Below are 22,476 nucleotides of genomic sequence, written 5' to 3'. Positions count from 1 at the left end.
GAGATCCCCCTCATGACGGTTCTCAACCAGTCCCTCCACGCGCTCGACCCGGAGATCGCCGCCGCGGTCGACGCCGAGCTGCACCGCCAGCAGACCACCCTGGAAATGATCGCCTCCGAGAACTTCGCCCCGGTGGCGGTCATGGAGGCCCAGGGCTCGGTGCTCACCAACAAGTACGCCGAGGGCTACCCCGGCCGCCGCTACTACGGCGGCTGCGAGCACGTCGACGTGGTCGAGCAGCTCGCCATCGACCGGGTCAAGGAGCTGTTCGGCGCCGAGCACGCCAACGTGCAGCCGCACTCCGGCGCGCAGGCGAACGCCGCGGCGATGTTCGCGCTGATCCAGCCGGGCGACACCATCCTGGGCCTGAACCTGGCCCACGGCGGTCACCTGACCCACGGCATGAAGATCAACTTCTCCGGCAAGCTCTACAACGTGGCCGCGTACCACGTCGACGAGAAGACCGGCCGGGTCGACATGGCCGAGGTCGAGCGCCTCGCCAAGGAGCACCAGCCCAAGCTGATCATCGCCGGCTGGTCCGCCTACCCCCGCCAGCTGGACTTCGCCGAGTTCCGCCGCATCGCGGACGAGGTCGGCGCCCTGCTGATGGTCGACATGGCGCACTTCGCCGGCCTGGTCGCCGCCGGACTGCACCCCTCCCCGGTGCCGTACGCGGACGTGGTCACCACCACCACCCACAAGACCCTGGGCGGCCCGCGCGGCGGTGTCATCCTGTCCAAGGCCGAGTTCGCCAAGAAGATCAACTCGGCGGTCTTCCCCGGCCAGCAGGGCGGCCCGCTGGAGCACGTGATCGCCGGCAAGGCGGTGGCCTTCAAGGTCGCGGCCACCGACGAGTTCAAGGACCGCCAGCGCCGCACCCTGGAAGGCGCGAAGATCCTCGCCGAGCGCCTGCTCCAGGACGACGTGACCGCCTCCGGCGTCTCCGTCCTGTCCGGCGGCACCGACGTGCACCTGGTGCTCGTCGACCTGCGCAACAGCGAGCTCAACGGCCAGGACGCCGAGGACCGCCTGCACGAGGTCGGCATCACCGTCAACCGCAACGCCGTCCCGAACGACCCTCGCCCGCCGATGGTCACCTCGGGTCTGCGCATCGGCACCCCGGCGCTCGCCACCCGCGGCTTCGACACCGAGGACTTCCGCGAGGTCGCCGACATCATCGGCGAGACCCTCAAGCCGGGCTTCGACGCCGCCAAGGCCGAGTCGCTGAAGGCCCGGGTCGCCGCGCTCGCCGCCAAGCACCCGCTGTACCCCGAGCTGTAACCCCTCCCTGTGACCGCCGACACCTGGCGGTCGCCCGGAACCCCCGGGGCACCGCGCACACTGGAACGTGCGCGCGGTGCCCCGTTCCATGCGCAGCCCCCGTCCCACCGGACGAACCACTCCACGAGACCAGACAAGGACGTCACCCCGTGGCCATCAGCGTCTTCGACCTCTTCTCCATCGGCATCGGACCGTCCTCCTCGCACACCGTCGGCCCGATGCGGGCCGCCCGGATGTTCGCCCGTCGGCTCGCCACCGAAGGACTCCTCGACCAGGTCGCCTCGCTCCGCGCCGAGCTGTACGGCTCGCTCGGCGCCACCGGCCACGGCCACGGCACCCCCAAGGCCGTCCTGCTCGGCCTCGAGAACAACTCCCCCCGCACCGTCGACGTCGACCAGGCCGACGTGGACGTCGAACGGATCCGGGCCGCCAAGCGGCTCAACCTGCTGGGCCGCCACGAGATCGCCTTCGACCCCGACACCGAGCTGATCCTGCACCGCCGCAAGGCCCTGCCCTACCACGCCAACGGCATGGCCCTCTGGGCCTACGACGCCGCCGGCGAGGTCCTCCTCGAGAAGACCTACTACTCCGTCGGCGGCGGATTCGTGGTCGACGAGGACGCGATCGGCGAGGCCCGGGTCAAGCCCGACGACACCGTGCTGCGCCACCCCTTCCGCACCGGCGAGGAACTGCTCCGCCTCACCCGGGAGACCGGCCTGTCCATCTCCGGCCTGATGCTGGAGAACGAGAAGGCCTGGCGCACCGAGGCCGAGATCCGGGCCGGGCTGCTCGAGATCTGGGAGGTCATGAAGGAGTGCGTCGCCGCCGGCATGTCCCGCGAGGGCATCCTCCCGGGCGGCCTCAAGGTCCGCCGCCGCGCCGCGTCCGCGGCCCGCGCCATGCGCGCGGAAGGCATCGGCCCCGGCAACGCGATGGAATGGGTCACCCTCTACGCGATGGCCGTCAACGAGGAGAACGCCTCCGGCCGCCGCGTCGTCACCGCCCCCACCAACGGCGCCGCCGGCATCATCCCCGCCGTCCTGCACTACTACCTGAACTTCATCCCGGGCGCGGACGAAGACGGCATCGTCCGCTTCCTCCTCGCCGCCGGCGCGATCGGCATGCTCTTCAAGGAGAACGCCTCCATCTCCGGCGCCGAGGTCGGCTGCCAGGGCGAGGTCGGCTCCGCCTGCTCGATGGCCGCCGGCGGCCTCGCCGAGGTCCTCGGCGGCACCCCCGAACAGGTCGAGAACGCCGCCGAGATCGGCATCGAACACAACCTCGGCCTCACCTGCGACCCCGTCGGCGGCCTCGTCCAGATCCCCTGCATCGAACGCAACGGCATGGCCTCCGTCAAGGCCGTCACCGCCGCCCGCATGGCCCTCCGCGGCGACGGCCGCCACCACGTCTCCCTCGACAAGGCCATCAAGACCATGAAGGAGACCGGCGCCGACATGAAGATCAAGTACAAGGAAACCTCCCGCGGCGGCCTCGCGGTCAACGTCATCGAGTGCTAGAGAAATTGGCCCTGACCTGTGGGTTTGATCCTTTCTGAGCCGTCGCAGGCCTCCCAGCTTGCACAGCAGAAAGTCCCTGAAAAGCCCCTCGGACAGCTCTGAAAGTCCCCGAAAAGCCCCTGGCGAATCCCTGGTCGGCAGAGCACTGACCAGGGACTCCAGGGCTGGCGGTGGAGCGGCGAGACAACCCAGCAGGGCCATCTCCGCCTGGTCTCCCGGTCCATGTGGCGGCTGGCGGTCGGAATCAACGCCTGCCGTACCGAGTTCTCCCGCTGCTCGGTCGGTAGGCGTCCTTCACAATCTGCTCGAGGTCCTCCTCGCTGAACATCCGGTGGCTACCGATCAGCCGGTACGGGACCCTTCCGGCGGAGGACTCGGTGCGCAGCCACGACGCCGCTACTCCCAGGCGCTCCGCCGCCTCAGCGATGGAGTAGAGCAGTGGCCCCTTCTTCAGCGGCGACTTATCAGCCTGCTTCGTCGCGGGGTTCCTCACCGGCAGGCCGACCGCAGCAGCGTCGGCCGCAGCCAGCAGAACTCCGAGCCCCCGGAGGCGAGCAGCATCGCCGATGCCGTCGTTGGGGCCAGGGAGACCCAGCGCACGACGCCCCTGAGTGGCCGGGTCCGGCGAAGGCAGGATCAGTGCGGCAAGACGGTAGTCCTCTTCTGCTCAGCGGCGTTGGTCAGCCCCTCCTTGGGGACTCCCCATGCCTTCGCCGCTTCACGTGGACTGAGATGATCCAGCGCCCGCATGCGCTCGATCGGTGTGCCTACGCCTTCCACCGGATGCTCCCCCTTCGGTCTCCTGCGGGCATCCTGACCGAACGCGGGGGGCGGGCGAGCCATCCGACCAATCTCGACTGACAGTGGCCCGAACTGGTTCCGGTCAGTCCGCAAGGCGAGCGAGCAAGAGCCAGTACTGCGCCTACAGGTCCACCCAGGACACAACCAGCTCAGAAGCCCTCGGGGTAATCGTCCGTGCGCACGACCCTGGCAACGTAGAACCCTGGTCCATCCGGGGTCTCGGTCGCGTGGTACTGAACCAGCCCGAGATCCCTCACCAGCGGGGCCAAGTAGCCACCCGGCAGACCCGGGATCTCCTCAGCATGCTCCGGGTGCCGCCCACCGTCCAACGTCTCGCGCAGACCAACCAGGAGCGCGGCGATCGCAGAGACCACGTCCGGCGGCGTCACCGCGTAGTCGAACACTGCCTCGACCTGCGGCGACAGGGTGATCGGGTCGTGCTCCTCGTCGCCGTCGTAGGGGTCGTCCCAGTCACTCACCGCGCCCGAGCTCCCTCAGGACTGCCGACAAGGCCCGCCCTGAGACCGTCCCCTGCTGGACCGCGGTGTGGACTCGAGCCGTGGCGGGGTCGTTGTAGACCTCCAGTCGCAGCCGCCAACGACGCAACACACCCGCGATCTCGTCCTCATCGGCCGAACCCATGTCGCGGTAGAAGGCCATCCGCTGGTGCGGCGGCAGCGCGGCCCCGATCTCGTCCTGCGTCCGGGGACGCGCGCCATACGCCTCGGTGGGCTGTGCGCTCATCGACTCCTCCTACTCCTCGCCGTGGCCAGTAACTCGACTGAGGCCCCTGGCAAGCCAGAGCTCCACTCTAGCGAGCAGCACGCACCGCCTTCCGAGCGCCTGCACCCCGCCGCGCGGGCTTCTCCTGCCGGCGGGGGTTTGGGTATAGCTAGAAGGTCCCTGTTCGCGGGACCTTCGGGGCTGTTAGTGCGTGTCCGGATTATGAGATGATTTACGAGTGGCCTGAGATCCTAAGGTTTAACGGGATGCAGACCTTGGTTTCGACTTGTTTTTGGCACCACGGCGTGCGATAGTTATGGGTGTCGGGCGTTACGGCCCGGCCACTTCCATCCGGCGGCACGCACCCCCTTGGCTGCCGGATGACGCGCAGGGGCCCCGGACCGCGAACAACCGCGGACAGGGGCCCCGCATCGTTTTTGCAGAGGGTGAAAAAACTAGGGGGCCATGCGGTCCCGGGTCCTCATCTCGAACCAGACGCCCTTGCCACGTGGCAGCAGGTCCGCTCCCCAGCGGTCGGCGAGGTCGTTGACCACTTGGAGGCCGTGGCCGTTCTGGTAGCCGATCTCGGGGGCGACTATCAGGCAGGGCATCGCCCGCGAGGAGTCTCGGACTTCGATCCGTAGCCACCCTGGTCGCCGGACGAGTTTGAGTCCGATCATCCGCCCGCCGGCATGTCGCACGGCGTTGGCGACCAGCTCGCCGGTGAGCAACTCCCCGACTTCCAGCAGGTGGTGGAGTTTCCAGGAGTCCAGGACCGAGAGCACCAGCCGCCGCGCGACCCCGGCCGACTCCGGCCGGGAGGGCAGTCGCACCTCTTCCGCGGTCTCGGTGTCGCGGAGCACGCCCAGGAAGGCGTGCTCCATCTCGTCCGCGGTCATCCGTTCCAGTTCGGCGAGCACGACCGCGGTGCCGGCCCCTGGCGGGCCGTCACCGCGGGTGTCGACCAATGGAAGTGATGCCTGTTCCGCTTCGCCCCATCCCGCCATGGCGCCCATCATTGCGGAACGTGGGCAGCCGCGTACGGACAATGAGCAAACGATCACCGCGCATTTGGCATATGCCGTCAGCAACCGAACAGGCGCCCGACGATCACCACTTCGCCCAGTCGACGTTCCAGCCGCCGAGTCCGTTGACCGGGTCGACCACCGCGCCCTTGGAGTTGACCACCGTGATCACGTCTCCGACCAGCGTGGAGGCGTAGAACTTGCCCGCCGGGCTGCTCGCGCTGCCGGCCTTGGTGTCGGTGAGGCCGATGCAGCCGTGGCTGCCGTTGGAGTAGCCGATGACGCCGTCGCTCCAGGAGTTTCCGTGCACGTAGGTGCCGGTGTCGGTCAACCGGATGGCGTGCGGGACCACCAGATCGTATTCGTCCCCGGAACCCGCCTTGGTGACGCCGGCGGAGGTCATCCGGGTGGTGCCCTCCATGGCCTCGACCACCATGGTGCCGTTCCAGGTGTCGTAGCCGGGCTTGCCCGCGGTGAACGCGATGGAGTCGGTCTGCTGGCCGTCGCGGACGACCGCCATGCGGTGGGTCTTGACGTCGACGGTGGAGATCTGGGAGCGGCCGATGGTGAACGGCTCGTCCTTGTCGACGCCGCCGTACACGCCGGGGGCGGTCTCCACGTCCTTGAGCTTGTAGTGGATGGTGACCTTGGTGTTGGGGTTCCAGTACTTCTCGGGGCGGAAGTCCAGCCGCTTGTCGTTGAACCAGTGGCCCTTGACCACGGTGCCGTCGGAGGCCTCGAAGGTGATGCCGGCCAGCACGGCGTCCTTGTTCTTCACCGCCCGGTTGAACCGGACCGAGACGATCATGCCGACGCCGTACTGCTCGTTGTCGGCGACGTTGTCGTTGACGCCGGCGTCCTTCTCCGGGGTGAGGGTGGTGAAGGTGGAACGCGCGTTGGCGACCACGCCCTGGGAGTCCTCGGCGAGCGCGTCCACCGTGTAGGCGGTGGATATCTTGAGGTTGCCGGACGGCGCCCACCCGGCGCCGTCGGAGGTGAGCGCGCCGGGCACCTCGACGCCGTCGGGGCCGGTGACCTTGACGGAGGTCAGCTTGCCGCCGGTGGCCGACACCTTGACGGTGCCGTTGGTCTTGACGTCGGTGGCGCCGCTGGCGGGCTCGATCGCGATGGTCGCGGCCGACACGCTCGGCTTGGCCGAACTCGCGGCCGCCGCCGGGCTGTCGGCCTTGGCCGGGTTCGTGCTGCAGCCGGCCGTGGCCATCAGCACCAGGGCTCCTGCGAGTGCCCCCACCGCGTAACCCCCGCGTATAGCCTTCACGTTCCGCTCTCCCCAACACCCTGCCTGTCGGCTGACAGGTCTTTCGGTTGATATGACGGGTCGGCAACGGGAAACGTTGCGCGCCAAGTGTCCCGGTACGGTCACGAACGGTCGACGGCCCGGCGATCGCACGATCGCCGGGCCGTCCCACTGCCGGTTGAACCGATCGGCTACCACTGGCTCCACGGGATGGTCCAGCCGCTCAGACCGTTGTCCCCGGAGACGGTCTTGCCGTTCTTGGAGTTCACGATCTTGACCACGTCGCCGACCATCGACGTGTTGAAGAACTTGCCGGCGTTCGAACCGTCGCTGCCGCCCTTGACGTCGGCGATGCCGACACACCCGTGGCTGGCGTTCGACTTGCCGAACGCGTCGCCCCAGTAGTTGCCGTGCACGTAGGTGCCGGAGGTGGTCAGACGCATCGCGTGCGGCACGTCCGGGACGTCGTACTCCTTGCCCTTGATGTTGGACACCGTGGCGGAGTTCATCCGGGTGACCTTCTCCTTGGTGGCGATCACCATGGTGCCGTTCCAGGACGGGTTCTGGTCGTCGCCCGCCGTGATCGGAATGGTCTGGTTGTCGCCGCCGCCGCGCGAGACCGTCATCTGGTGGGTCGCGGCGTCCACCGTCGAGACCTGGTAGCGGCCGATGGTGAAGGGCTCGTCCTTGTCGACGTCGCCGTACACGTCGGGCGCGATCTCGACGTTCTTCAGCCGGTACTTCACCGTCACCTTGGTGCCCGGCTTCCAGTACTGCTCCGGCCGGAAGTCCAGCCGGGAGGTGCCGAACCAGTGGCCCTTGGCCACCGTGCCGTCCGAGCCCACCACGGTGATGCCGGCCAGCACCGCGTCCTTGTTCTTGACGGCCTTGCTGAAGTTCACCGAGACGATCATGCCGACGCCGTACTGGCCGTTGTCGGCGATGTTGTCGTTGGTGGCGACCTTCTTGGCCGGCGTCAACGTGGTGAACGTGGTGGTGGAGGCGGCCACCAGGCCGGCCGAGTCCGTCGCCTGCGCGTTCACCGTGTACGTGGTGCCGACCGTCAGCTGCTCGGTGGGCTTCCAGCTCAGGCCGTCGGCGGCGATCTCGCCGGCCACCGCCTTGCCGTTCTTGTCGGTCACCGCGACCGTGGTCAGCTTGCCGCTGGCCACCGTCACCTGCAGACCGTCCTTGGGCGCCACGTCGTTCGCCCCGTCGGCCGGAGTGACCGTCAGCTGAGCGGTCGACACCTTCGGCGTCGCGTCCGAGGCGGACGAGGAACCGCCGCCGCCGCCCTTGGCGTCGCTCGAGCCGCCGCCGCCGCTGCTGCAGGCCGTGCCGAGCAGCAGGACACCGCCCACCAGCACGGCTGTCGCGGCCTGCCGCGCCCGCCGTCCGCCCCCGACTATTCCGCCCTCGGCCTTCTGAACCGCCTTCACCGCGCTGCTCCCCTCCGGTATGCACAGCCACCGCACTCCCGACCGTGTCGGGCGCGCGGGCAACAATAACCGTCAAAGCTGAGTGAATCTTCCGAGGTAGCCGAGTGCCCGTTCAGTGAACCGGCGCCGACCGCCCGACCGTCCACTGCGACCAGGAGAGGTTCCAGCCGTTCAGGCCGTTGTCGGGCGAGACCCTGTCGCCGTGCGAGCCGCGCACCTCCATCACGTCGCCGACCTGGATGTGCTGGTAGAGCCAGCCGGCCGGGGTGTTGGGGCTGCCGTCGTTGGTGTCGGCCAGGCCGATGCAGCCGTGGCTGGTATTGGCGGCCCCGAACACCTCGCGGTCGGTCCAGTAGTTGCCGTGCACGAAGGTGCCGGAGGTGGTGAGCCGCAGCGCGTGCGGGACGTCCTTGATGTCGTACTCGTCGCCGAGGCCGACGGTCTGCGAGTTCATCCTGGTCACCTGGTAGCGCTCGGAGACCACCATGGTGCCGAGGTAGGTGGAGTGCTCGGGGCTGCCGCCGCTGACCTCCAGGGTGCGCAGCAGGCGGCCGTCCTGGCGGACCGTCATGGTGTGCCGGTCGAGGTCCACGGTGGCGATCAGTGAGCGGCCGACGGTGAAGTGGATGTCCTTGTTCTGGGTGCCGAGGAAGCCGGGCGCGCCCTCCACGTCCTTGAGCCGCAGCCCCAGGGTGACCTTGGTGCCGGTCGGCCAGAACGCGTGCGGGCGGAAGTCGAGCCGCTGGTCGCCGAACCAGTGGCCGGCGATCTCCTCCGGCGGGTCGGCGGTGACGGAGACGGCCCGTTCGACGGCGGCCCGGTTCTCGGCCGGGACGGGGCGGGAGAAGCGCAGCGAGACGGGCATGCCGACGCCGACGGTGGAGCCGTCCTCGGGGGTGAAGAAGGCGACGAAGGTGCGGTCGGGCGGCACCGTGGCGAACCGGGCGTGCTGGACGGCGCGCAGGCCGCCGGCGTCCTCGGCGGTCACGTCCAGGGTGTAGGCGGTGCCGGCGGCCAGCCGGTCGTCGGGCGTCCAGCCGGTGGCGTCACCGGTGAACGTGCCGGGCACCCGGGCGCCCTTGTCGTCGGTCAGTTCGACGTCCAGCAGGCGGCCCTGGGTGACGTTCACCCTGACCGCGCCGTCCACCGCGACGCCCTGCGCGCCGTCGGCGGGGCCGATCGTGAGCTGGGCGCGGGAGACCGGCGGCCCGGCGTCACCCGACGAGAACACGCCCGAGCAGCCGGTCAGCAGGACCAGTCCGGCCGCGGCCGCCCACCGAGCCCAGAGCCGTACCGCGGCGTGCATGCCGTCCTCCAGTTGTCGCGCGAACCACCCGATGCCGGGGACAACGACCGATCGCACTCCCCGGACACGACCGGATGGTTTCCCCACCCGGCCGCGCTGGGCACAGGATTGATCACGGTGCGTCACGCATTCCGACCCGGGGTGACGAGCGCCGTCGCACAGGGAACAACCGGAAGAACGGGGACAGGCCCCCGGATGGCTGGGAGGGTCGCCATGACGGCGTGGCAGGAGCTGGGCAGGAGCACGTCCCGGGAGGCACGACCGGCCGCCGGGCCGAACGGCTCGGCGCCCCGGCCGGCCCCGGCGCCGCCCTGGCCGGGCAGCTGGCAGCCGCTCGGCGCCCGGTTCCGCACCGACGGCGAGGGCGGCCGGGGCACCAACTTCGCGCTCTGGTCACCGGGCGCGGAGGCGGTCGAGCTGTGCCTGTTCGACGACCGCGGCAGGGAGAGCCGGCACTGGCTGACCGAGCAGACCTACCAGACCTGGCACGGCTACCTGCCGGGAGTGCTGCCCGGCACCCGCTACGGCTTCCGGGTGCACGGCCGGTGGGACCCGTGGACGGGCGCCCGGCACAACCCGGCGAAGCTGCTGCTCGACCCGTACGCCCGCGCCATCGACGGCGGCTGCGTGACGCACGACGCGGTGAGCTCGGCCGTCCGCAACTGGCCGGAGCGGGACGTCGCGGACACCGTCCGGGACGACCGGGACTCGGCGCCGTACGTGCCCCGGGCGGTGGTGGTGCACGACGCCGACGACTGGTACGACGACCACCGCCCGAAGACGCCGTGGGCCGAGACGGTGCTGTACGAACTGCACGTGCGCGGCTTCACCAAGCGCCATCCCGACATCCCGCCCGAGCTGCGCGGCACCTACGCGGGCCTGGCGCACCCGGCGGCGATCGCCCACCTGACGGGGCTGGGCGTGACGGCGGTGGAGCTGCTGCCGGTCCACCACCACGTCAGCGAAAACCACCTCCAGGAGCGCGGCCTGGTCAACTACTGGGGCTACAACACGCTCGGCTTCTTCGCCCCGCACGCGGGCTACTCGTCCTCCGGCAGCCGGGGCCAGCAGGTCGGCGAGTTCAAGCGGATGGTGCGGGCGCTGCACGCGGCGGGCATCGAGGTGATCCTCGACGTGGTGTACAACCACACCGCCGAGTCGGGCGTGATGGGCCCGGCGCTGTCCTTCCGCGGCATCGACAACGCCGGCTACTACCGGCTCGACCGCTCCCGCCGCGGCTACGCCGACTACACCGGCTGCGGCAACACCCTGGACACCCGCCGCCCGCAGGTGATCCGGCTGATCACCGACTCGCTGCGCTACTGGGTGCAGGAGATGGGCGTGGACGGCTTCCGCTTCGACCTGGCGGCGGCGCTGGCCCGCGGCAGCGACGCGGTGGAGATGGAGCACCCGTTCCTGGCCGCGGTGTCGCAGGACCCGGTGCTCAGCCGGGTCAAGCTGATCGCCGAGCCGTGGGACGTCGGCCCGGGCGGCTACCAGCTGGGCGGCTTCCCCCCGCTGTGGGGCGAGTGGAACGACCGCTACCGGGACACCGTGCGCGACTTCTGGCGCGGCGTCCGGCCGGACGTGCGCGAGCTGGCCACCCGGATCGCCGGCTCCTCCGACCTGTACCAGCGCGGCGGGCGGCGCCCCTACGCCTCCGTCAACTTCATCACCTCGCACGACGGTTTCACCCTGCGCGACCTGGTCTCCTACGACCGCAAGCACAACCTGGCCAACGGCGAGGACAACCGGGACGGCACCGACGACAACCGGTCCTGGAACCACGGCGCGGAGGGCGACACCGACGACCCGGCGATCCGCGAACTGCGTGTGCGCCAGCTGCGCAACCTGCTGACCACCCTGCTGCTGTCCAGCGGCGTGCCGATGCTGACGGCGGGCGACGAACTCGGCCGCACCCAGCGCGGCAACAACAACGCCTACTGCCAGGACAACGAGACCGGCTGGCTGGACTGGTCGCTGCTGGACGACCCGCAGTGGCGCTCGCTGGCCGAGCTGACGGCCCGGCTGATCCGGCTGCGCCGGGCCCACCCGGTGCTGCGGCAGCGGGCGTTCTTCTCCGGCCGCCCGGCCGGGCCCGACGGCCCGCGGGACTTGAGCTGGCTCACCCCGGACGGGCGGGAGATGACCGAGGCGGACTGGTTCGCCCCGGGCCACGCGCTGGCGATGCGGCTGTCCGGCACCGCGATGGCCGAACGCGACCAGCACGGCCGCGCGGTGCACGACGCCGACTTCCTGCTGCTGCTGAACGCCGGTCCCGAGCCCCGGCACTTCACCCTGCCCGGCCCGCACCGCCCGCTGGTCGACACCGCGCTGGCCGGCCCGCCGGCGCCCGGGCCGGTCGCCGAGGTCACCCTGGCCGCCCGCTCGGCCGTGCTGCTGACGGCATGACGGAAGGCCCGGGCACCGGCCCGGGCCTCCCGCCGAGGCGGCCGTCAGACCCGGTCGGCGACGATCATCAGGTAGTGGAAGCTGCCTTCCTTGTACGCCGTCAGGAACGGGTCCTCGATGCCGGTGGCCACCGAGGACTGCGCGCGCAGCTCCCAGTACGGGATGGTGTCGGCGGTCAGGTCGACCACGCTGATCGGCACCAGGTTGTTGGCGGCCAGCGCCTTGAAGTACTGGCTGCGCGGGTGGATGTTGCAGATGTAGTGCTCGTCGATCCGGCTGACGGCCTTCGAGCGCAGGCCCATCACGTCGTTGGAGCAGCCGGTGATGCAGACGTAGCGGCCGCCGGGGGCGAGCAGCCGGGAGAACTCGCCGAACGCCTCGAACAGGTCCACGTACATGGTGGTCTCGTTGGTCCAGATCGCCCGGCGGGAGGCGGTCTCGAAGCCGGTGTCCAGCATGTTGCGGAAGTGGAACCGGACCCGGTCGGCGATGCCGCGCTCGTGCGCCTGCCCGTTGGCGAACGCCACCTGCTGCTCGGAGATGGAGACGCCGTCCACCTCGCAGCCGAACCGCTGGTTGGCCATGATGCTGGTGCCGCCGCGGCCGGAGCCGGCGTCCAGCAGCGCGTCGGTGGGCGCGATGTCGCCGAGGTGGTCGAGCAGCACGTCGGCCTGGGCGGTCTCCAGCCGGTGCATCTCCTTGATCATGCGCTCGTCGCGGGTCTCGTCCGGGCCCTCGAACACCGAGGGGTCGACCGGGCCGAGGCCGTAGTGGTGGTGGTAGAGGCCGTCGACCTCACCGAGCTTGATGTTGACCGGGTCCTTCTCCAGGTTCCAGTAGTTGGCGACCGACTTCTGGAACGCGGTGCGCAGCACGTTGGTGGCGCTCGGGACGGCGGTGGTGGTCATGTACGGCGTGCTCCTCAACTGGCGGTGGACGGTGGGATCAGTCGGTCTGGTAGCGGGCGCTGCCCGCATGCCACTCGCGGTTGCCGCCGACCCAGGCCCAGGTGCCGGCCAGGAAGCGGCGCAGCTCGGGCGAGCCGGTCAGGGCGAGGGCGGAGGCCTCGGCCTCGAAGGTGTGCATCAGTTCGTCGTGGATCGCCACGCTCTGCCGGACGGCCTCGTCCAGCGAGCAGCCCTCCTCGGTGGCGATCAGCATCGGCAGGCTGAAGTCGCCGGGGTCTTCCTTGCCCATCGAGTACAGGTCGTTCATCAGCACGGTGGCGGTGCCGGCCAGGTTGAACGTGCGGCGCACGGCGGGGTCGGCGAACTCGGCCTGTGGCACCTCGTAGCCGGCGATCGCGTCGACCAGCACCATGCACGGGATGAAGGAGTTCTCGTGGCGGTGCATCAGGTACTCCCACACCGGCGGGCGGTGCCCGGTGGTGTGCCACATGCCTTCCTGGCCGTACGCGACGAACATGATCGCCAGCTCGTGCCGCAGCCGCCGGACCTGGTTCCAGCTGGCGTACGCGGCCAGGTCTCCGAGGGAGGAGCGGAGTGCCATGGCGACCGGGTCGCGCTGGACGTTCTCCTCCAGCTGGGGGGCGTAGCGCAGCGGCAGTTGGGCCTGGTCGATGACGGAGTGGCAGATCGCCAGGCGCTGGCCGATCACCTCGTGCCGGGGTTCCTCGACCTCGGCGTCCACGATGTGGTCGTCCACCGACCATTCGGCCAGGCCGCACTTGGCGGCGGCGAGCAGCCGGTCGGGGTCGTCGGTCTCGGGGTGGCCGAGCATCATCAGCCGGCCGAAGTTGGCCTTGCGCAGCATGTCGGTGCGGCCGGGGTAGATGCCGATCCCCTCGGCCCATTCGATCAGCCGCTCGTTGACCAGGTCGCCGAGCGCGGGGTCGTCGCGCACCGCGGGCGGGCAGTACAGCGCGGGCGCCTTGCCGTTGGTGATCGGCCGGGCCCTGGGGGCGTCCCGGACGATGTCGTCGGTCGCCCCGGTGGCCTGGTTCGGGACGGTCGGGCGGTGGGTCAGCAGGCCGCTGGTGCCGAGTCCGGTGGGGCCGGGGGCGTGCCAGGTGAGCCGGCCGGGGGCGGGACGCTCGGGGTGGGTGAGGATGGCGGAGACCAGCGCCGCCAGCTCGTGGGTGCCGTGCGGGGCGAGCGTCCGGGTGAGCAGTGAGGGCATGTCGGTCGTCTTTCGGCGTGGGGGCGGTCAGGACCGGGGGTGGTCGACCTCGACGTTCTCCAGCACGCCCAGCGCGTCGGGGACCAGGATCGCGGCGGAGTAGTACGTCGAGACCAGGTAGTTGACGACGGCCTTCTCGTCGATGCCCATGAAGCGGACATTCAGGCCGGGTTCGACCTCGTCGGGGATGCCGACCTGGGTGAGGCCGACCACGCCCTGGTTGTGCTCGCCGGTGCGCATCGCGAGGATCGAGGTGGTGCCGCCGCGGACCGGGATCTTGCCGCAGGGCAGCAGCGGGACGCCGCGCCAGGCGGGCACCCGGTGGCCGTGCACCTCGGCGGTGGAGAAGTAGACGCCGCGCCGGTTGGCCTCCCGGCCGAACGCGGCGATCGCCTTCGGGTGGGCGAACAGGTAGTCGGTGTCGCGGCGCATCGCGAGCAGTTCGTCCAGGTCGTCGGGGGTGGGTGCGCCGCTGTGGGTCTGGATCCGCTGGTCGAAGGCGCAGTTGGAGAGCAGCCCGAAGTCGGGGTTGTTGACGATCTCGTGCTCCTGGCGCTCGCGCAGCGCCTCGATGGTGAGCTGGAGCTGTTCCTGGGTCTGGTCCATCGGCTTGCTGTACAGGTCGCTGACCCGGCTGTGCACCCGCAGCACCGTCTGGGCGACGCTCAACTCGTACTCGCGGGGGCCGAGTTCGTAGTCGACGAAGGCGGTGGGCAGGGCGTACTCGCCCTCGTGGCCGGCCGACATGCCGATCTCGGCCTCGCCGTGCTCGTTCTGCCCGGCGGCCTGTCCGGCGAGGAAGAGCGCGATCTGTGCCTGGAGGCCCGGGGAGCGGTCCACGACCTCCTGGAAGGCCGGCCAGGCCAGCGACATGGCGGTGCCCGCGGTGGCGGCCTTCACGGTGTACGGCCAGTGGCCGCCGGGGACGTTGAGCGCCTCGTCGCCGAGGTGGTCGCCGTCGGCGTGCACGGCGAGCACGGTGTCGTCGCCGTACTTGCCGGTGCCGATCCGCTCGACCTTGCCGTGCGCGATCAGGAAGACCTCGGTGATCGGGGTGCCCTCCTGGACCAGTACCTCACCGGCGCTGAAGCCGCGCTGGACGAAGCGCCCGGCGAGCTCGTTCAGTACCGCGTGGTCCTCGAAGCCGCGCAGCACCGGGACCTCGCGCAGGCTGGGCGCCAGCACCTTCACCTCCCGGCCGGTCTGCACGAAGCTCACCCGGCCGCGGCCGACCGCGTAGGAGAGCCGCCGGTTGACCCGGTAGGTGCCGGCCGAGACGTGGACCCAGGGCAGCTTGCGCAGCAGCCAGCGCGAGCTGATCTCCTGCATCTGCGGCTTGGACTTGGTCGTGGTGGCGAGGTTGCGCGCCGCCGCGGTGCTCAGGCTCTGCTGTGCCGGGGCCTGGACTTCGGGGGCGTGCTCGGTCTCGACCGACATGCGGGTCTCCTGGCTGCTCCGGTGATCCACCGCGATCACTCGGGCCAGATCACACACCCCGGTGCCCGGGGGCCTGCAAGGAGGCGCTCGCTGCGTGTTGTTGGCCGGTCCACGCCCCCTCACGCCGGTCTCCGATGGTTGCGCGCCCCCTGCGCCCGGAGGCGGCGCACACCGTTCCGAGCGACCCGAACGGCGCAATGGGGAGCGCCTTCGGCCGGCCTGACGCCCCGTCCGGCCTGGCCGGATCTCGCCGACAGGGGCAAAAAACCGGATGAGAAATGTCGGTGGCAGCGCCTACCCTCTCGGCGATGGCCGAGAACCAGAACCCCGCTCCGCCCACCCCCGCGGATTCGAACACTCCGTCAACGGACGACACCGGAATTTCGCCCGAATCGGTACCCCGATCACCGGTGCGATCCCTGCTGCGCCTGTGGCCGTACGCCCGGGAGGCCCGTTGGCGGATCTTCGGCTCGATGGCCGCCGCCGGGCTCGCCTCGCTCAGCGTGCTGGCCGTGCCGATCGTGCTGCGCAAGATCGTGGACGGGCCGGTCGCCCACCACGACCTGGCCGGGCTGTGGCCGCTGGCCGTCGCCCTGCTGCTGCTCGGCCTCGCCGAGGCCGGCCTGTTCGGCATCCGCCGGATCATCGTGGCCCGCCCGCTGGCCAAGGTGGAGACCAAGCTCCGCGGCGACCTGTTCGCCAAGCTCCAGCGGCTGCCGATCTCCTTCCACGACCGCTGGCCGTCCGGGCAGCTGCTCTCCCGGGCCACCTCGGACCTGTTCGTGATGCGGCTGTTCCTGGCCTTCCCGCTGGTCTTCCTGGTGGTCAACTCCACCGTCTTCCTGACCGGCACCGCGCTGATGTTCGCGCTGGACTGGCGGCTCGCCCTGATCACCCTGATCCCGGCCATCCCGCTGATGATCTTCACCCGCCGCTTCGAGGCCGGGTACTCGGCCGCCTCCCGGCTCGCCCAGGACCAGAACGGCGACCTCGCGACCGTGGTCGAGGAGTCGGTGCTCGGCATCCGCATCCTCAAGGCCTTCGGCCGGCACCGCACCATGGCCGAGGAGTTCCGCCGGCACAGCGCCGACCTGCGCGACACCGAACTCCGCAAGGCCGGCCTGCTCGGCGACCTGTGGGCGGTCATCGTCGGCCTGCCCGAACTCGCCCTCGGCGGCGCCCTCGCCACCGGCGTCTACCTGGTCGCCCACGACGAACTCTCGGCCGGCACCCTGGTCGCCTTCCTGTCCACCGCGCTCGCCCTGCGCTGGCCGGTCGAGTCGATCGGCTGGCTGCTCGGCTTCGCCGCCGAGGCCGCCAGCGCCACCAACCGCTACTTCGAGGTGATGGACGAGCCGGAGCCCACCGACCCGCCCTCCGGCGAAAGCCCCACCGACGACCGCGGCATCCGCTTCACCGGCGTCCGCTTCCGCTACCCCGACGCCCCGGCCGGCACCCCCGACCTGCTGTCCGGCATCGACCTGCACATCCGCCCCGGCGAGACCCTCGCCCTGGTCGGCGCCACCGGCAGCGGCAAGACCACCCTCACCGCACTGCTCCCCCGCCTGTACGAGCCCACCGCCGGCTCGATCACGCTGGACGGCACCGACATCCGCGACCTGTCCCGCGAGGAACTCCGCCGCGAGGTCGCCGTCGCCTTCGAGGAGCCCACCCTGTTCTCCGCCACCGTCCGGGAGAACGTGCTGATGGGCGCCCCGAACGCCGACCAGCAGCGGCTCGCCCGCGCCCTCGACACCGCGCAGGCCGGCTTCGTCGACCGGCTCCCCGAGGGCCTGAACACCGAGGTCGGCGAGCAGGGCCTGAGCCTGTCCGGCGGCCAGCGCCAGCGCCTCGCGCTGGCCCGCGCCGTGGTCGGCGAACCCCGCTTCCTGGTCCTCGACGACCCGCTGTCCGCGCTCGACGTGCACACCGAGGCACTGGTGGAGCGCGCCCTGCGGCAGGTCCTCGCCGACACCACCGCGCTGGTCGTCGCGCACCGCCCGTCCACCGTGCTGCTGGCCGACCGAGTCGCGCTGCTCGCCGACGGACGGATCACCGCCGTCGGCACCCACCAGGAACTCCTGCAGTCCTGTCCCGCCTACCGGGCCCTGATGTCCGGCGAATCCGACCTGGAAGGGGCGCTGGCCCGATGACCACCGCCGTCGCCGAACCCGCCGTCGAAGAGGACGACCTGGTTCCCGCGGCCACCGACGACCAGGACATCCCCGTCCCGCCCGGCGCCCCGCGCGCCCTGCTCGGTTCGCTGCTCGCCCCGCACCGCCGCCGGATCGCCGTCGCCGTGCTCGCCGTCCTGGTCCAGCAGGCCGCCCTGCAGGCCGGGCCGCTCCTGGTCGCCTACGCCATCGACCGCGGCATCCCCGCGCTGCGCGACCACGACTCCGGCCCGCTGATCGCCGTCACCGCCGCGTACCTGGGCTGCGCGCTGGTCGCCACCCTGCTGCAACGAGCGTTCATCCGGGTCGCCGCCCGGATCAACCAGGACATCCTGCTCGACCTGCGCGGCCGGATCTTCAAGCACGCGCAGCGCCTCAGCCTGGACTTCCACGAGCGCTACACCTCCGGCCGGATCATCTCCCGCGCCACCAGCGACGTGGACACCCTGCGCGAACTGCTCGCCGAGGGCCTCCAGGAACTCCTGATGGTCTGCCTGTCGGTCGGCTACATCACCGTGGTGCTGATCCTGATGGACTGGCGCCTGGGCCTCGCCGCCCTGGTGTCCTTCCTGCCGATGTACCTGATCATCCGGTCCTTCCGGCGCCGCTCCCAGCAGGTCTACCGCCGCTCCCGCACCGTCACCGCCGGACTGATCGTCCGCTTCACCGAGACCATGAACGGCATCCGCCCGGTCCAGGCCTTCCGCCGCGAGTCCGCCAACAACAAGGCCTTCGACACCGTCAACCAGCAGTCCGCCACCGCCACCGCGGACGGTCTGCTGGAGATGGCCCGGTACGTCTTCCTGTCCCGGGTCACCGCCAACACCTGGATCACCGGCGTGGTCGTCCTCGGCGCGCTGCTGGTCAGCGACGGCAGCCTCGAGCTCGGCGTCCTCACCGCCTTCGTGCTGTACCTGCGCCGGCTCTACGACCCGATCGACCAGCTGGCGATGTTCCTGAACAGCTACCAGTCGGCCGCCGCCGCCCTGGAGAAGATGGCCGGCCTGCTCGCCCACGAGCCCTCCGTCCCCGAGCCCACCGAGCCCACCCCGCTGCCCGCCGCCACCGGCAAGGGCCGCGAAGTCGCCTTCCGCGACACCCGGTTCGCGTACGCCAACGGCAAGGAGATCCTCCCCGAGTTCGACCTCGTCCTCCCCGCCGGACAGACCACCGCCGTGGTCGGCGCGACCGGCGCCGGCAAGTCCACCCTCGCCAAACTGCTCGCCCGCTTCTACGACCCCACCGCCGGCGCCGTCACCCTCGACGGCGTCGACCTCCGCGACCTCACCACCACCGACCTGCGGGCCGCCGTCGTGATGGTCACCCAGGAGTCCTTCCTGTTCTCCGGCACCGTCGCCGAGAACATCGCGGTCGGCAAGCCGGACGCCACCCGGGCCGAGATCGAAGCCGCGGCCCGGGCCATCGGCGCCCACGAGTTCATCACCGCCCTCCCCGACGGCTACGACACCGACGTCCGCAAGCGCGGCGGCCGCATCTCCGCCGGCCAGCGCCAACTCGTCGCCTTCGCCCGCGCCCTGCTCGCCGACCCCGCCGTCCTCATCCTCGACGAAGCCACCTCCTCCCTCGACGTCCCCGGCGAACAGGCCGTCCAGCACGCCATGCAAACCGTCCTGGCTGGCCGCACCGCCGTGATCATCGCCCACCGCCTCTCCACCGTCGAGATCGCCGACCGCGTCCTCGTCATGGACCAGGGCCGCATCGTCGAAGACGGCACCCCCGCCACCCTCATCGCCGGCGAAGGCCGCTTCGCGACGCTCCACCAGACCTGGAAGGACAGCCTGGTGTAGGGAGCGCGAAACCAGGGGCTCGTGGGGGGTACCTCCCAGCCCCCAAGGGCTGGGGGAGAACGGCGAGGCCGGGACTGCGGATGGTCGGGGACGGCCAATGATCGTGTTGCGGCGGGCCGAAGACAGGAACCAGAAACTTGGGAACCCTTTTGCCCCTCATTGACCCTCCGCAGACTCACCCTTGCAGTTCCCAGAGCCCCTGAAGGTGCACAGAGTCGGAATATTCCTTTCCGTCAGATCGATTGCACACCATACAATTCCCCCCACCTGCGGGGTCACCCGTTTCCGCAGGTCGTCGCAGGAGGGGAATCCCGATGTCGCACACTCCGGGCAGGCGCGCCCGTCTCGCCCTGACCGCTGCCGCCGCCGTCTCATTGGCGCTGCTGGTACCCGGTTCCGCAGGAGCCGTCACCGGCGCTCCGACCGTTCCGACCGATCTCCACAACAACCATCGGGCCTGCTCGACCGACCCGAACGCCCCGATGTTCGTCCCCAACGGCATCGACCTGGACGGCATCACCCATCACACCGACCCGTCGGTCACCCGCGTGACCGCGCAGTTCCGGTATTGGCCGGTCGCCGACCCGACGCAGGTCACCACCGTGGACCGGCCTTACGCGATATCCGGCAACAGGGCGAGCATCTCGCTCTCCTCGCTGGCCGACGGCACCGCGTACGCCTGGCAGATGCGAACGGTCGACCCGGCGAACGGCGCAGGCTCCGACTGGACAGCCTCCTGCTACCTCGCCGTCGACAGCACCCCGCCGTCGGCCGCTCCCACCGTCACCACCCCCGGCTACCCCGACCAGCAGTGGTACCCGGGCGGCGCGCCGATCGAGCTCCGCATGGATCCGAACGGCGTGACCGATGTCGCCGGGTACCAGTACGGCTGGAACGGCGGCTTCACGAAGTCGACCACGACCGCCGGCCTCGGCGCCGCGGCCACCGTGTACCTGACGCCGCCGGCCGGATTCAACAGCGGCCCGGTCCAGCTCATGGTGCGCAGTCTGGACCGGGCCGGGAACGCCTCGCCGATCACCAACCACCTGATCTTCGTGCTGTCGACCTCGCCGACCGTCACCCCGCTGACCACGCCGCAGTTCGGCCAGCCCGTCACGCTCAAGCTCACCCCGGACGCGGGCACCCTGGCGAAGAGCCCGATCGTCTCCTACACCGTCCACAACGCCAGGACGTACCAGGACACGGTCGTCCCGGCCGGACCGGACGGCACCGCCGAGACCACGCTGCTGTTGAAGGACCCGAACGGTGAGCAGCTCGACATCACCTCCACCAGCGCCAACGGCTGGATCAGCTCGAAGGCGAACTGGAGCGCCCGGGTCGACACCACCCCGACCATCACCTCCACCGACTACCCGGAGTTCCAGCCCGCGGGCGGCGTCGGCGTGGCCGGCACCTTCCACCTCGCCCCGAAGGTGGACGGCTCGCTGATCGCCAGTTACACCTACTCCTTCGGCTGGAACACCGACCAGACCGTCCCGGCCGGCCCGAACGGCGAGGCCGACTTCACCTACACCCCCACCGACAGCGGCTGGACCGACATGGAGGTCTGGGCGACCACCAAGGACGGCATCCGACTGACCAGCAGCTACTACACCTTCGTCGTCAACTGACGCCCCGTCGGGCCCCGGCACACCACCGGGGCCCGGCACCGGAATAAATCCCTCCCGAACAACTGATCGTGTGCCGTACGATTCCCGCGCCCGCCCTGCCGATACGGCACGCGGGCGGTCCTACGGAGGGGAATCACCGCATGAAGGCTTCACCGAGAGCGCACGCCCGCGTCGCCCTGGCCGCCGGCGCCGGACTCACTCTGGCGCTGCTCGTCCCGGGCACGGCCGGTGCCGCCACGGGCACGCCGAACGTGCCGACCGACCTGTACAACGCGTACCGGCCCTGCGCCACCGACCCGGGCGCGCCGCTGGTGCTGGCCGGCCGCACCGGCGTCGTGGTCGAGGGCATTCCGAGCCACACCGACCCGGAAGTCTCCAACCTGACCGAGCAGTTCCGCTACTGGCCGGTCGCCGACCCGGCGCAGGTGGGCGCCGTCGAGCGCACCTGGGCCCAGCCCGGCTACGAGGCGTCGACCCGTCTGCCCGTCCTCACCGACGGGCAGACGTACGCCTGGCAGGCCCGCACCGTGGACCCGTCGAACAGCGCGGCGTCCGACTGGTCGGCCGCCTGCTACATCACCGCCGACGACACCTTCCCGGACCAGCCGCCGACCGTGGTCTCCCCCAACTACCCGGAGGACCAGGCCAGTCAGGGCGGGGCGCCGATCCACTTCGAGTTCGGGGCGAACGGCGTCCCCGACATCCTCGGCTACCAGTTCTCCTGGGACGGCACCTTCTCGGTCTCCGGCGCCGAGATCGGCGAGCACGGCATCCCGCACGCCAGTGACCCGTTCGCCGACCCGCGCTATGCGGTTCGCGCCAACGGCCTCGGCGGCGGCGCCTCCGTCGACCTGATTCCCCCGGCGAACAGCGCCAACTGGATCCAGGACCTCTACGTCCGCAGCGTCGACCGCGCGATGAACCCGTCGTCGACGTACCACTACCGGATCCGGATCAAGCCGGACGCCCCGAAGATCACCGTCCTGTCGCACGCCCCCTACGGCAAGCCGGTCACCCTCAAGCTCACCCCCGACGCGGGCGTACAGGCGGCCAGTCCGGTGGTCGGCTACAGCATCCGGCGGTCCGGCAGCTGGGAGCCGATCACCGTCCCGGCCGAGGCGAGCGGCGTTGCCACCGTCACCCTCGCCCTGGAGCCGCGCGAGACCCTGCTGGTCTCCTCCACCAGCGCCAACGGCTGGACCAGCCAGCGCAATTGGTGGCGCGACGAGACGGACACCACCGTCACCGTGACCTCCGCCCAGTACCCGGCGGGCACCGCGAGCGCCGGCGTCCCCGGCACCTTCCACTTCGCCCCGAAGACCGAGGGCTCGCAGATCGCCAGCTACACGTACAGCTTCGGCTGGGGCGACCAGCCCACCACCGTCGCCGCCGGCAAGAAGGGCGAGCTGGACCTCTCCTGGACGCCGCAGCACAGCGGCTGGTACTACCTGCGGGTGCACGCCACCACCAAGGACGGCCTCGAACTCGCCGACTCGTACTACTTCTTCGGCGTCAGCAGCTGACT

General features: G+C 70.6%; 17 protein-coding genes. 7 read left to right on the top strand and 10 right to left on the bottom strand.

Features of this window, described 5'->3' with window-relative positions:
• The first annotated feature begins 12 nt into the window (after positions 1 to 12).
• Together glyA and ACGFWJ_RS19005 are read left to right on the top strand one after the other, a co-directional pair.
• Positions 13 to 1,281 carry a serine hydroxymethyltransferase gene (gene glyA, locus ACGFWJ_RS19010; protein WP_387637114.1) on the top strand — a complete coding sequence of 423 codons (1,269 nt, stop codon included), beginning with the start codon at positions 13 to 15 and terminating at the stop codon, positions 1,279 to 1,281.
• Between the two features lie 149 nt (positions 1,282 to 1,430).
• Positions 1,431 to 2,798: an L-serine ammonia-lyase gene (locus tag ACGFWJ_RS19005; protein ID WP_392950835.1), complete on the top strand. Its 1,368-nt coding sequence runs from the start codon at positions 1,431 to 1,433 to the stop codon at positions 2,796 to 2,798.
• Between the two features lie 244 nt (positions 2,799 to 3,042).
• On the opposite strand, the gene ACGFWJ_RS19000 is transcribed toward ACGFWJ_RS19005, so the two are convergent.
• The 7 genes from ACGFWJ_RS19000 to ACGFWJ_RS18970 form a co-directional block, all read right to left on the bottom strand.
• Positions 3,043 to 3,291, bottom strand: coding sequence for a helix-turn-helix domain-containing protein (locus ACGFWJ_RS19000; protein ID WP_392950833.1), 249 nt, complete (start codon positions 3,289 to 3,291; stop codon positions 3,043 to 3,045).
• 457 nt (positions 3,292 to 3,748) lie between these two features.
• A complete protein-coding gene (locus tag ACGFWJ_RS18995) occupies positions 3,749 to 4,078 on the bottom strand; it encodes a hypothetical protein (RefSeq protein WP_392950831.1) in 330 nt (109 codons plus the stop codon).
• Positions 4,071 to 4,343, bottom strand: coding sequence for a hypothetical protein (locus tag ACGFWJ_RS18990; RefSeq protein ID WP_392950829.1), 273 nt, complete (start codon positions 4,341 to 4,343; stop codon positions 4,071 to 4,073). Before ACGFWJ_RS18990 ends, ACGFWJ_RS18995 begins: the two co-directional genes overlap by 8 nt.
• A gap of 434 nt (positions 4,344 to 4,777) precedes the next feature.
• On the bottom strand, positions 4,778 to 5,329 hold the full coding sequence (locus ACGFWJ_RS18985; RefSeq protein ID WP_387866205.1) for an ATP-binding protein: 552 nt from the start codon (positions 5,327 to 5,329) through the stop codon (positions 4,778 to 4,780).
• 103 nt (positions 5,330 to 5,432) lie between these two features.
• Positions 5,433 to 6,626: an Ig-like domain-containing protein gene (locus ACGFWJ_RS18980; RefSeq protein WP_387637123.1), complete on the bottom strand. Its 1,194-nt coding sequence runs from the start codon at positions 6,624 to 6,626 to the stop codon at positions 5,433 to 5,435.
• 170 nt (positions 6,627 to 6,796) lie between these two features.
• Positions 6,797 to 8,044 carry an Ig-like domain-containing protein gene (locus ACGFWJ_RS18975; RefSeq protein ID WP_392950825.1) on the bottom strand — a complete coding sequence of 416 codons (1,248 nt, stop codon included), beginning with the start codon at positions 8,042 to 8,044 and terminating at the stop codon, positions 6,797 to 6,799.
• Between the two features lie 112 nt (positions 8,045 to 8,156).
• Positions 8,157 to 9,350 carry an Ig-like domain-containing protein gene (locus ACGFWJ_RS18970; protein WP_392950823.1) on the bottom strand — a complete coding sequence of 398 codons (1,194 nt, stop codon included), beginning with the start codon at positions 9,348 to 9,350 and terminating at the stop codon, positions 8,157 to 8,159.
• Between the two features lie 213 nt (positions 9,351 to 9,563).
• Here ACGFWJ_RS18970 and glgX point away from each other — a divergent pair, with 213 nt between their 5' ends.
• Entirely contained in the window at positions 9,564 to 11,762 is a 2,199-nt protein-coding gene (gene glgX, locus ACGFWJ_RS18965) for a glycogen debranching protein GlgX (protein WP_392950820.1), read from the top strand.
• Positions 11,763 to 11,806: 44 nt separating this feature from the next.
• Here the strand turns inward: glgX and ACGFWJ_RS18960 are convergent, their stop codons facing one another.
• Genes ACGFWJ_RS18960 through ACGFWJ_RS18950 form a run of 3 tightly spaced genes read right to left on the bottom strand, consistent with a single transcriptional unit; the run spans position 11,807 to position 15,338 of the window.
• Positions 11,807 to 12,670 carry a geranyl diphosphate 2-C-methyltransferase gene (locus ACGFWJ_RS18960; protein WP_392950817.1) on the bottom strand — a complete coding sequence of 288 codons (864 nt, stop codon included), beginning with the start codon at positions 12,668 to 12,670 and terminating at the stop codon, positions 11,807 to 11,809.
• 37 nt (positions 12,671 to 12,707) lie between these two features.
• Positions 12,708 to 13,901, bottom strand: a complete 1,194-nt coding sequence (locus ACGFWJ_RS18955; RefSeq protein WP_392950814.1) for a family 2 encapsulin nanocompartment cargo protein terpene cyclase — start codon at positions 13,899 to 13,901, stop codon at positions 12,708 to 12,710.
• Between the two features lie 27 nt (positions 13,902 to 13,928).
• The gene (locus ACGFWJ_RS18950; RefSeq protein WP_392950811.1) at positions 13,929 to 15,338 is read right to left on the bottom strand and encodes a family 2B encapsulin nanocompartment shell protein; all 1,410 of its coding nucleotides are present in this window, start codon (positions 15,336 to 15,338) and stop codon (positions 13,929 to 13,931) included.
• Positions 15,339 to 15,646: 308 nt separating this feature from the next.
• Between ACGFWJ_RS18950 and ACGFWJ_RS18945 the strand changes: the two genes are divergently transcribed.
• The 4 genes from ACGFWJ_RS18945 (at position 15,647) to ACGFWJ_RS18930 (ending at position 22,474) form a co-directional block, all read left to right on the top strand.
• Positions 15,647 to 17,491 carry an ABC transporter ATP-binding protein gene (locus ACGFWJ_RS18945; RefSeq protein ID WP_387866216.1) on the top strand — a complete coding sequence of 615 codons (1,845 nt, stop codon included), beginning with the start codon at positions 15,647 to 15,649 and terminating at the stop codon, positions 17,489 to 17,491.
• Positions 17,488 to 19,320 (top strand): ABC transporter ATP-binding protein, encoded by a 1,833-nt coding sequence (locus ACGFWJ_RS18940; protein WP_392950807.1) that lies wholly within the window; start codon positions 17,488 to 17,490, stop codon positions 19,318 to 19,320. Before ACGFWJ_RS18945 ends, ACGFWJ_RS18940 begins: the two co-directional genes overlap by 4 nt.
• A gap of 314 nt (positions 19,321 to 19,634) precedes the next feature.
• Positions 19,635 to 20,951, top strand: coding sequence for a hypothetical protein (locus tag ACGFWJ_RS18935; protein ID WP_392950804.1), 1,317 nt, complete (start codon positions 19,635 to 19,637; stop codon positions 20,949 to 20,951).
• A 140-nt stretch (positions 20,952 to 21,091) separates the two neighbouring features.
• Complete coding sequence (locus ACGFWJ_RS18930; RefSeq protein ID WP_392950802.1) at positions 21,092 to 22,474, top strand: hypothetical protein; 1,383 nt, start codon at positions 21,092 to 21,094, stop codon at positions 22,472 to 22,474.
• Positions 22,475 to 22,476 lie beyond the last annotated feature (2 nt).

The organism is Kitasatospora sp. NPDC048407 (assembly GCF_043200475.1).
Lineage (GTDB): Bacteria > Actinomycetota > Actinomycetes > Streptomycetales > Streptomycetaceae > Kitasatospora.
This window is presented reverse-complemented; position numbering and strand designations above follow the sequence as displayed.

Coding starts and splice junctions, on each gene's coding strand:
- ACGFWJ_RS18970 (WP_392950823.1), bottom strand. CDS start 9,350: ATGCACGCCGCGGTACGGCTCTGGGCTCGGTGGGCGGCCGCGGCCGGA.
- ACGFWJ_RS18955 (WP_392950814.1), bottom strand. CDS start 13,901: ATGCCCTCACTGCTCACCCGGACGCTCGCCCCGCACGGCACCCACGAG.
- ACGFWJ_RS18940 (WP_392950807.1), top strand. CDS start 17,488: ATGACCACCGCCGTCGCCGAACCCGCCGTCGAAGAGGACGACCTGGTT.
- ACGFWJ_RS18990 (WP_392950829.1), bottom strand. CDS start 4,343: ATGAGCGCACAGCCCACCGAGGCGTATGGCGCGCGTCCCCGGACGCAG.
- glyA (WP_387637114.1), top strand. CDS start 13: ATGACGGTTCTCAACCAGTCCCTCCACGCGCTCGACCCGGAGATCGCC.
- ACGFWJ_RS18930 (WP_392950802.1), top strand. CDS start 21,092: ATGAAGGCTTCACCGAGAGCGCACGCCCGCGTCGCCCTGGCCGCCGGC.
- ACGFWJ_RS18960 (WP_392950817.1), bottom strand. CDS start 12,670: ATGACCACCACCGCCGTCCCGAGCGCCACCAACGTGCTGCGCACCGCG.
- ACGFWJ_RS18950 (WP_392950811.1), bottom strand. CDS start 15,338: ATGTCGGTCGAGACCGAGCACGCCCCCGAAGTCCAGGCCCCGGCACAG.
- ACGFWJ_RS18935 (WP_392950804.1), top strand. CDS start 19,635: ATGTCGCACACTCCGGGCAGGCGCGCCCGTCTCGCCCTGACCGCTGCC.
- ACGFWJ_RS18985 (WP_387866205.1), bottom strand. CDS start 5,329: ATGGCGGGATGGGGCGAAGCGGAACAGGCATCACTTCCATTGGTCGAC.
- glgX (WP_392950820.1), top strand. CDS start 9,564: ATGACGGCGTGGCAGGAGCTGGGCAGGAGCACGTCCCGGGAGGCACGA.
- ACGFWJ_RS18945 (WP_387866216.1), top strand. CDS start 15,647: ATGGCCGAGAACCAGAACCCCGCTCCGCCCACCCCCGCGGATTCGAAC.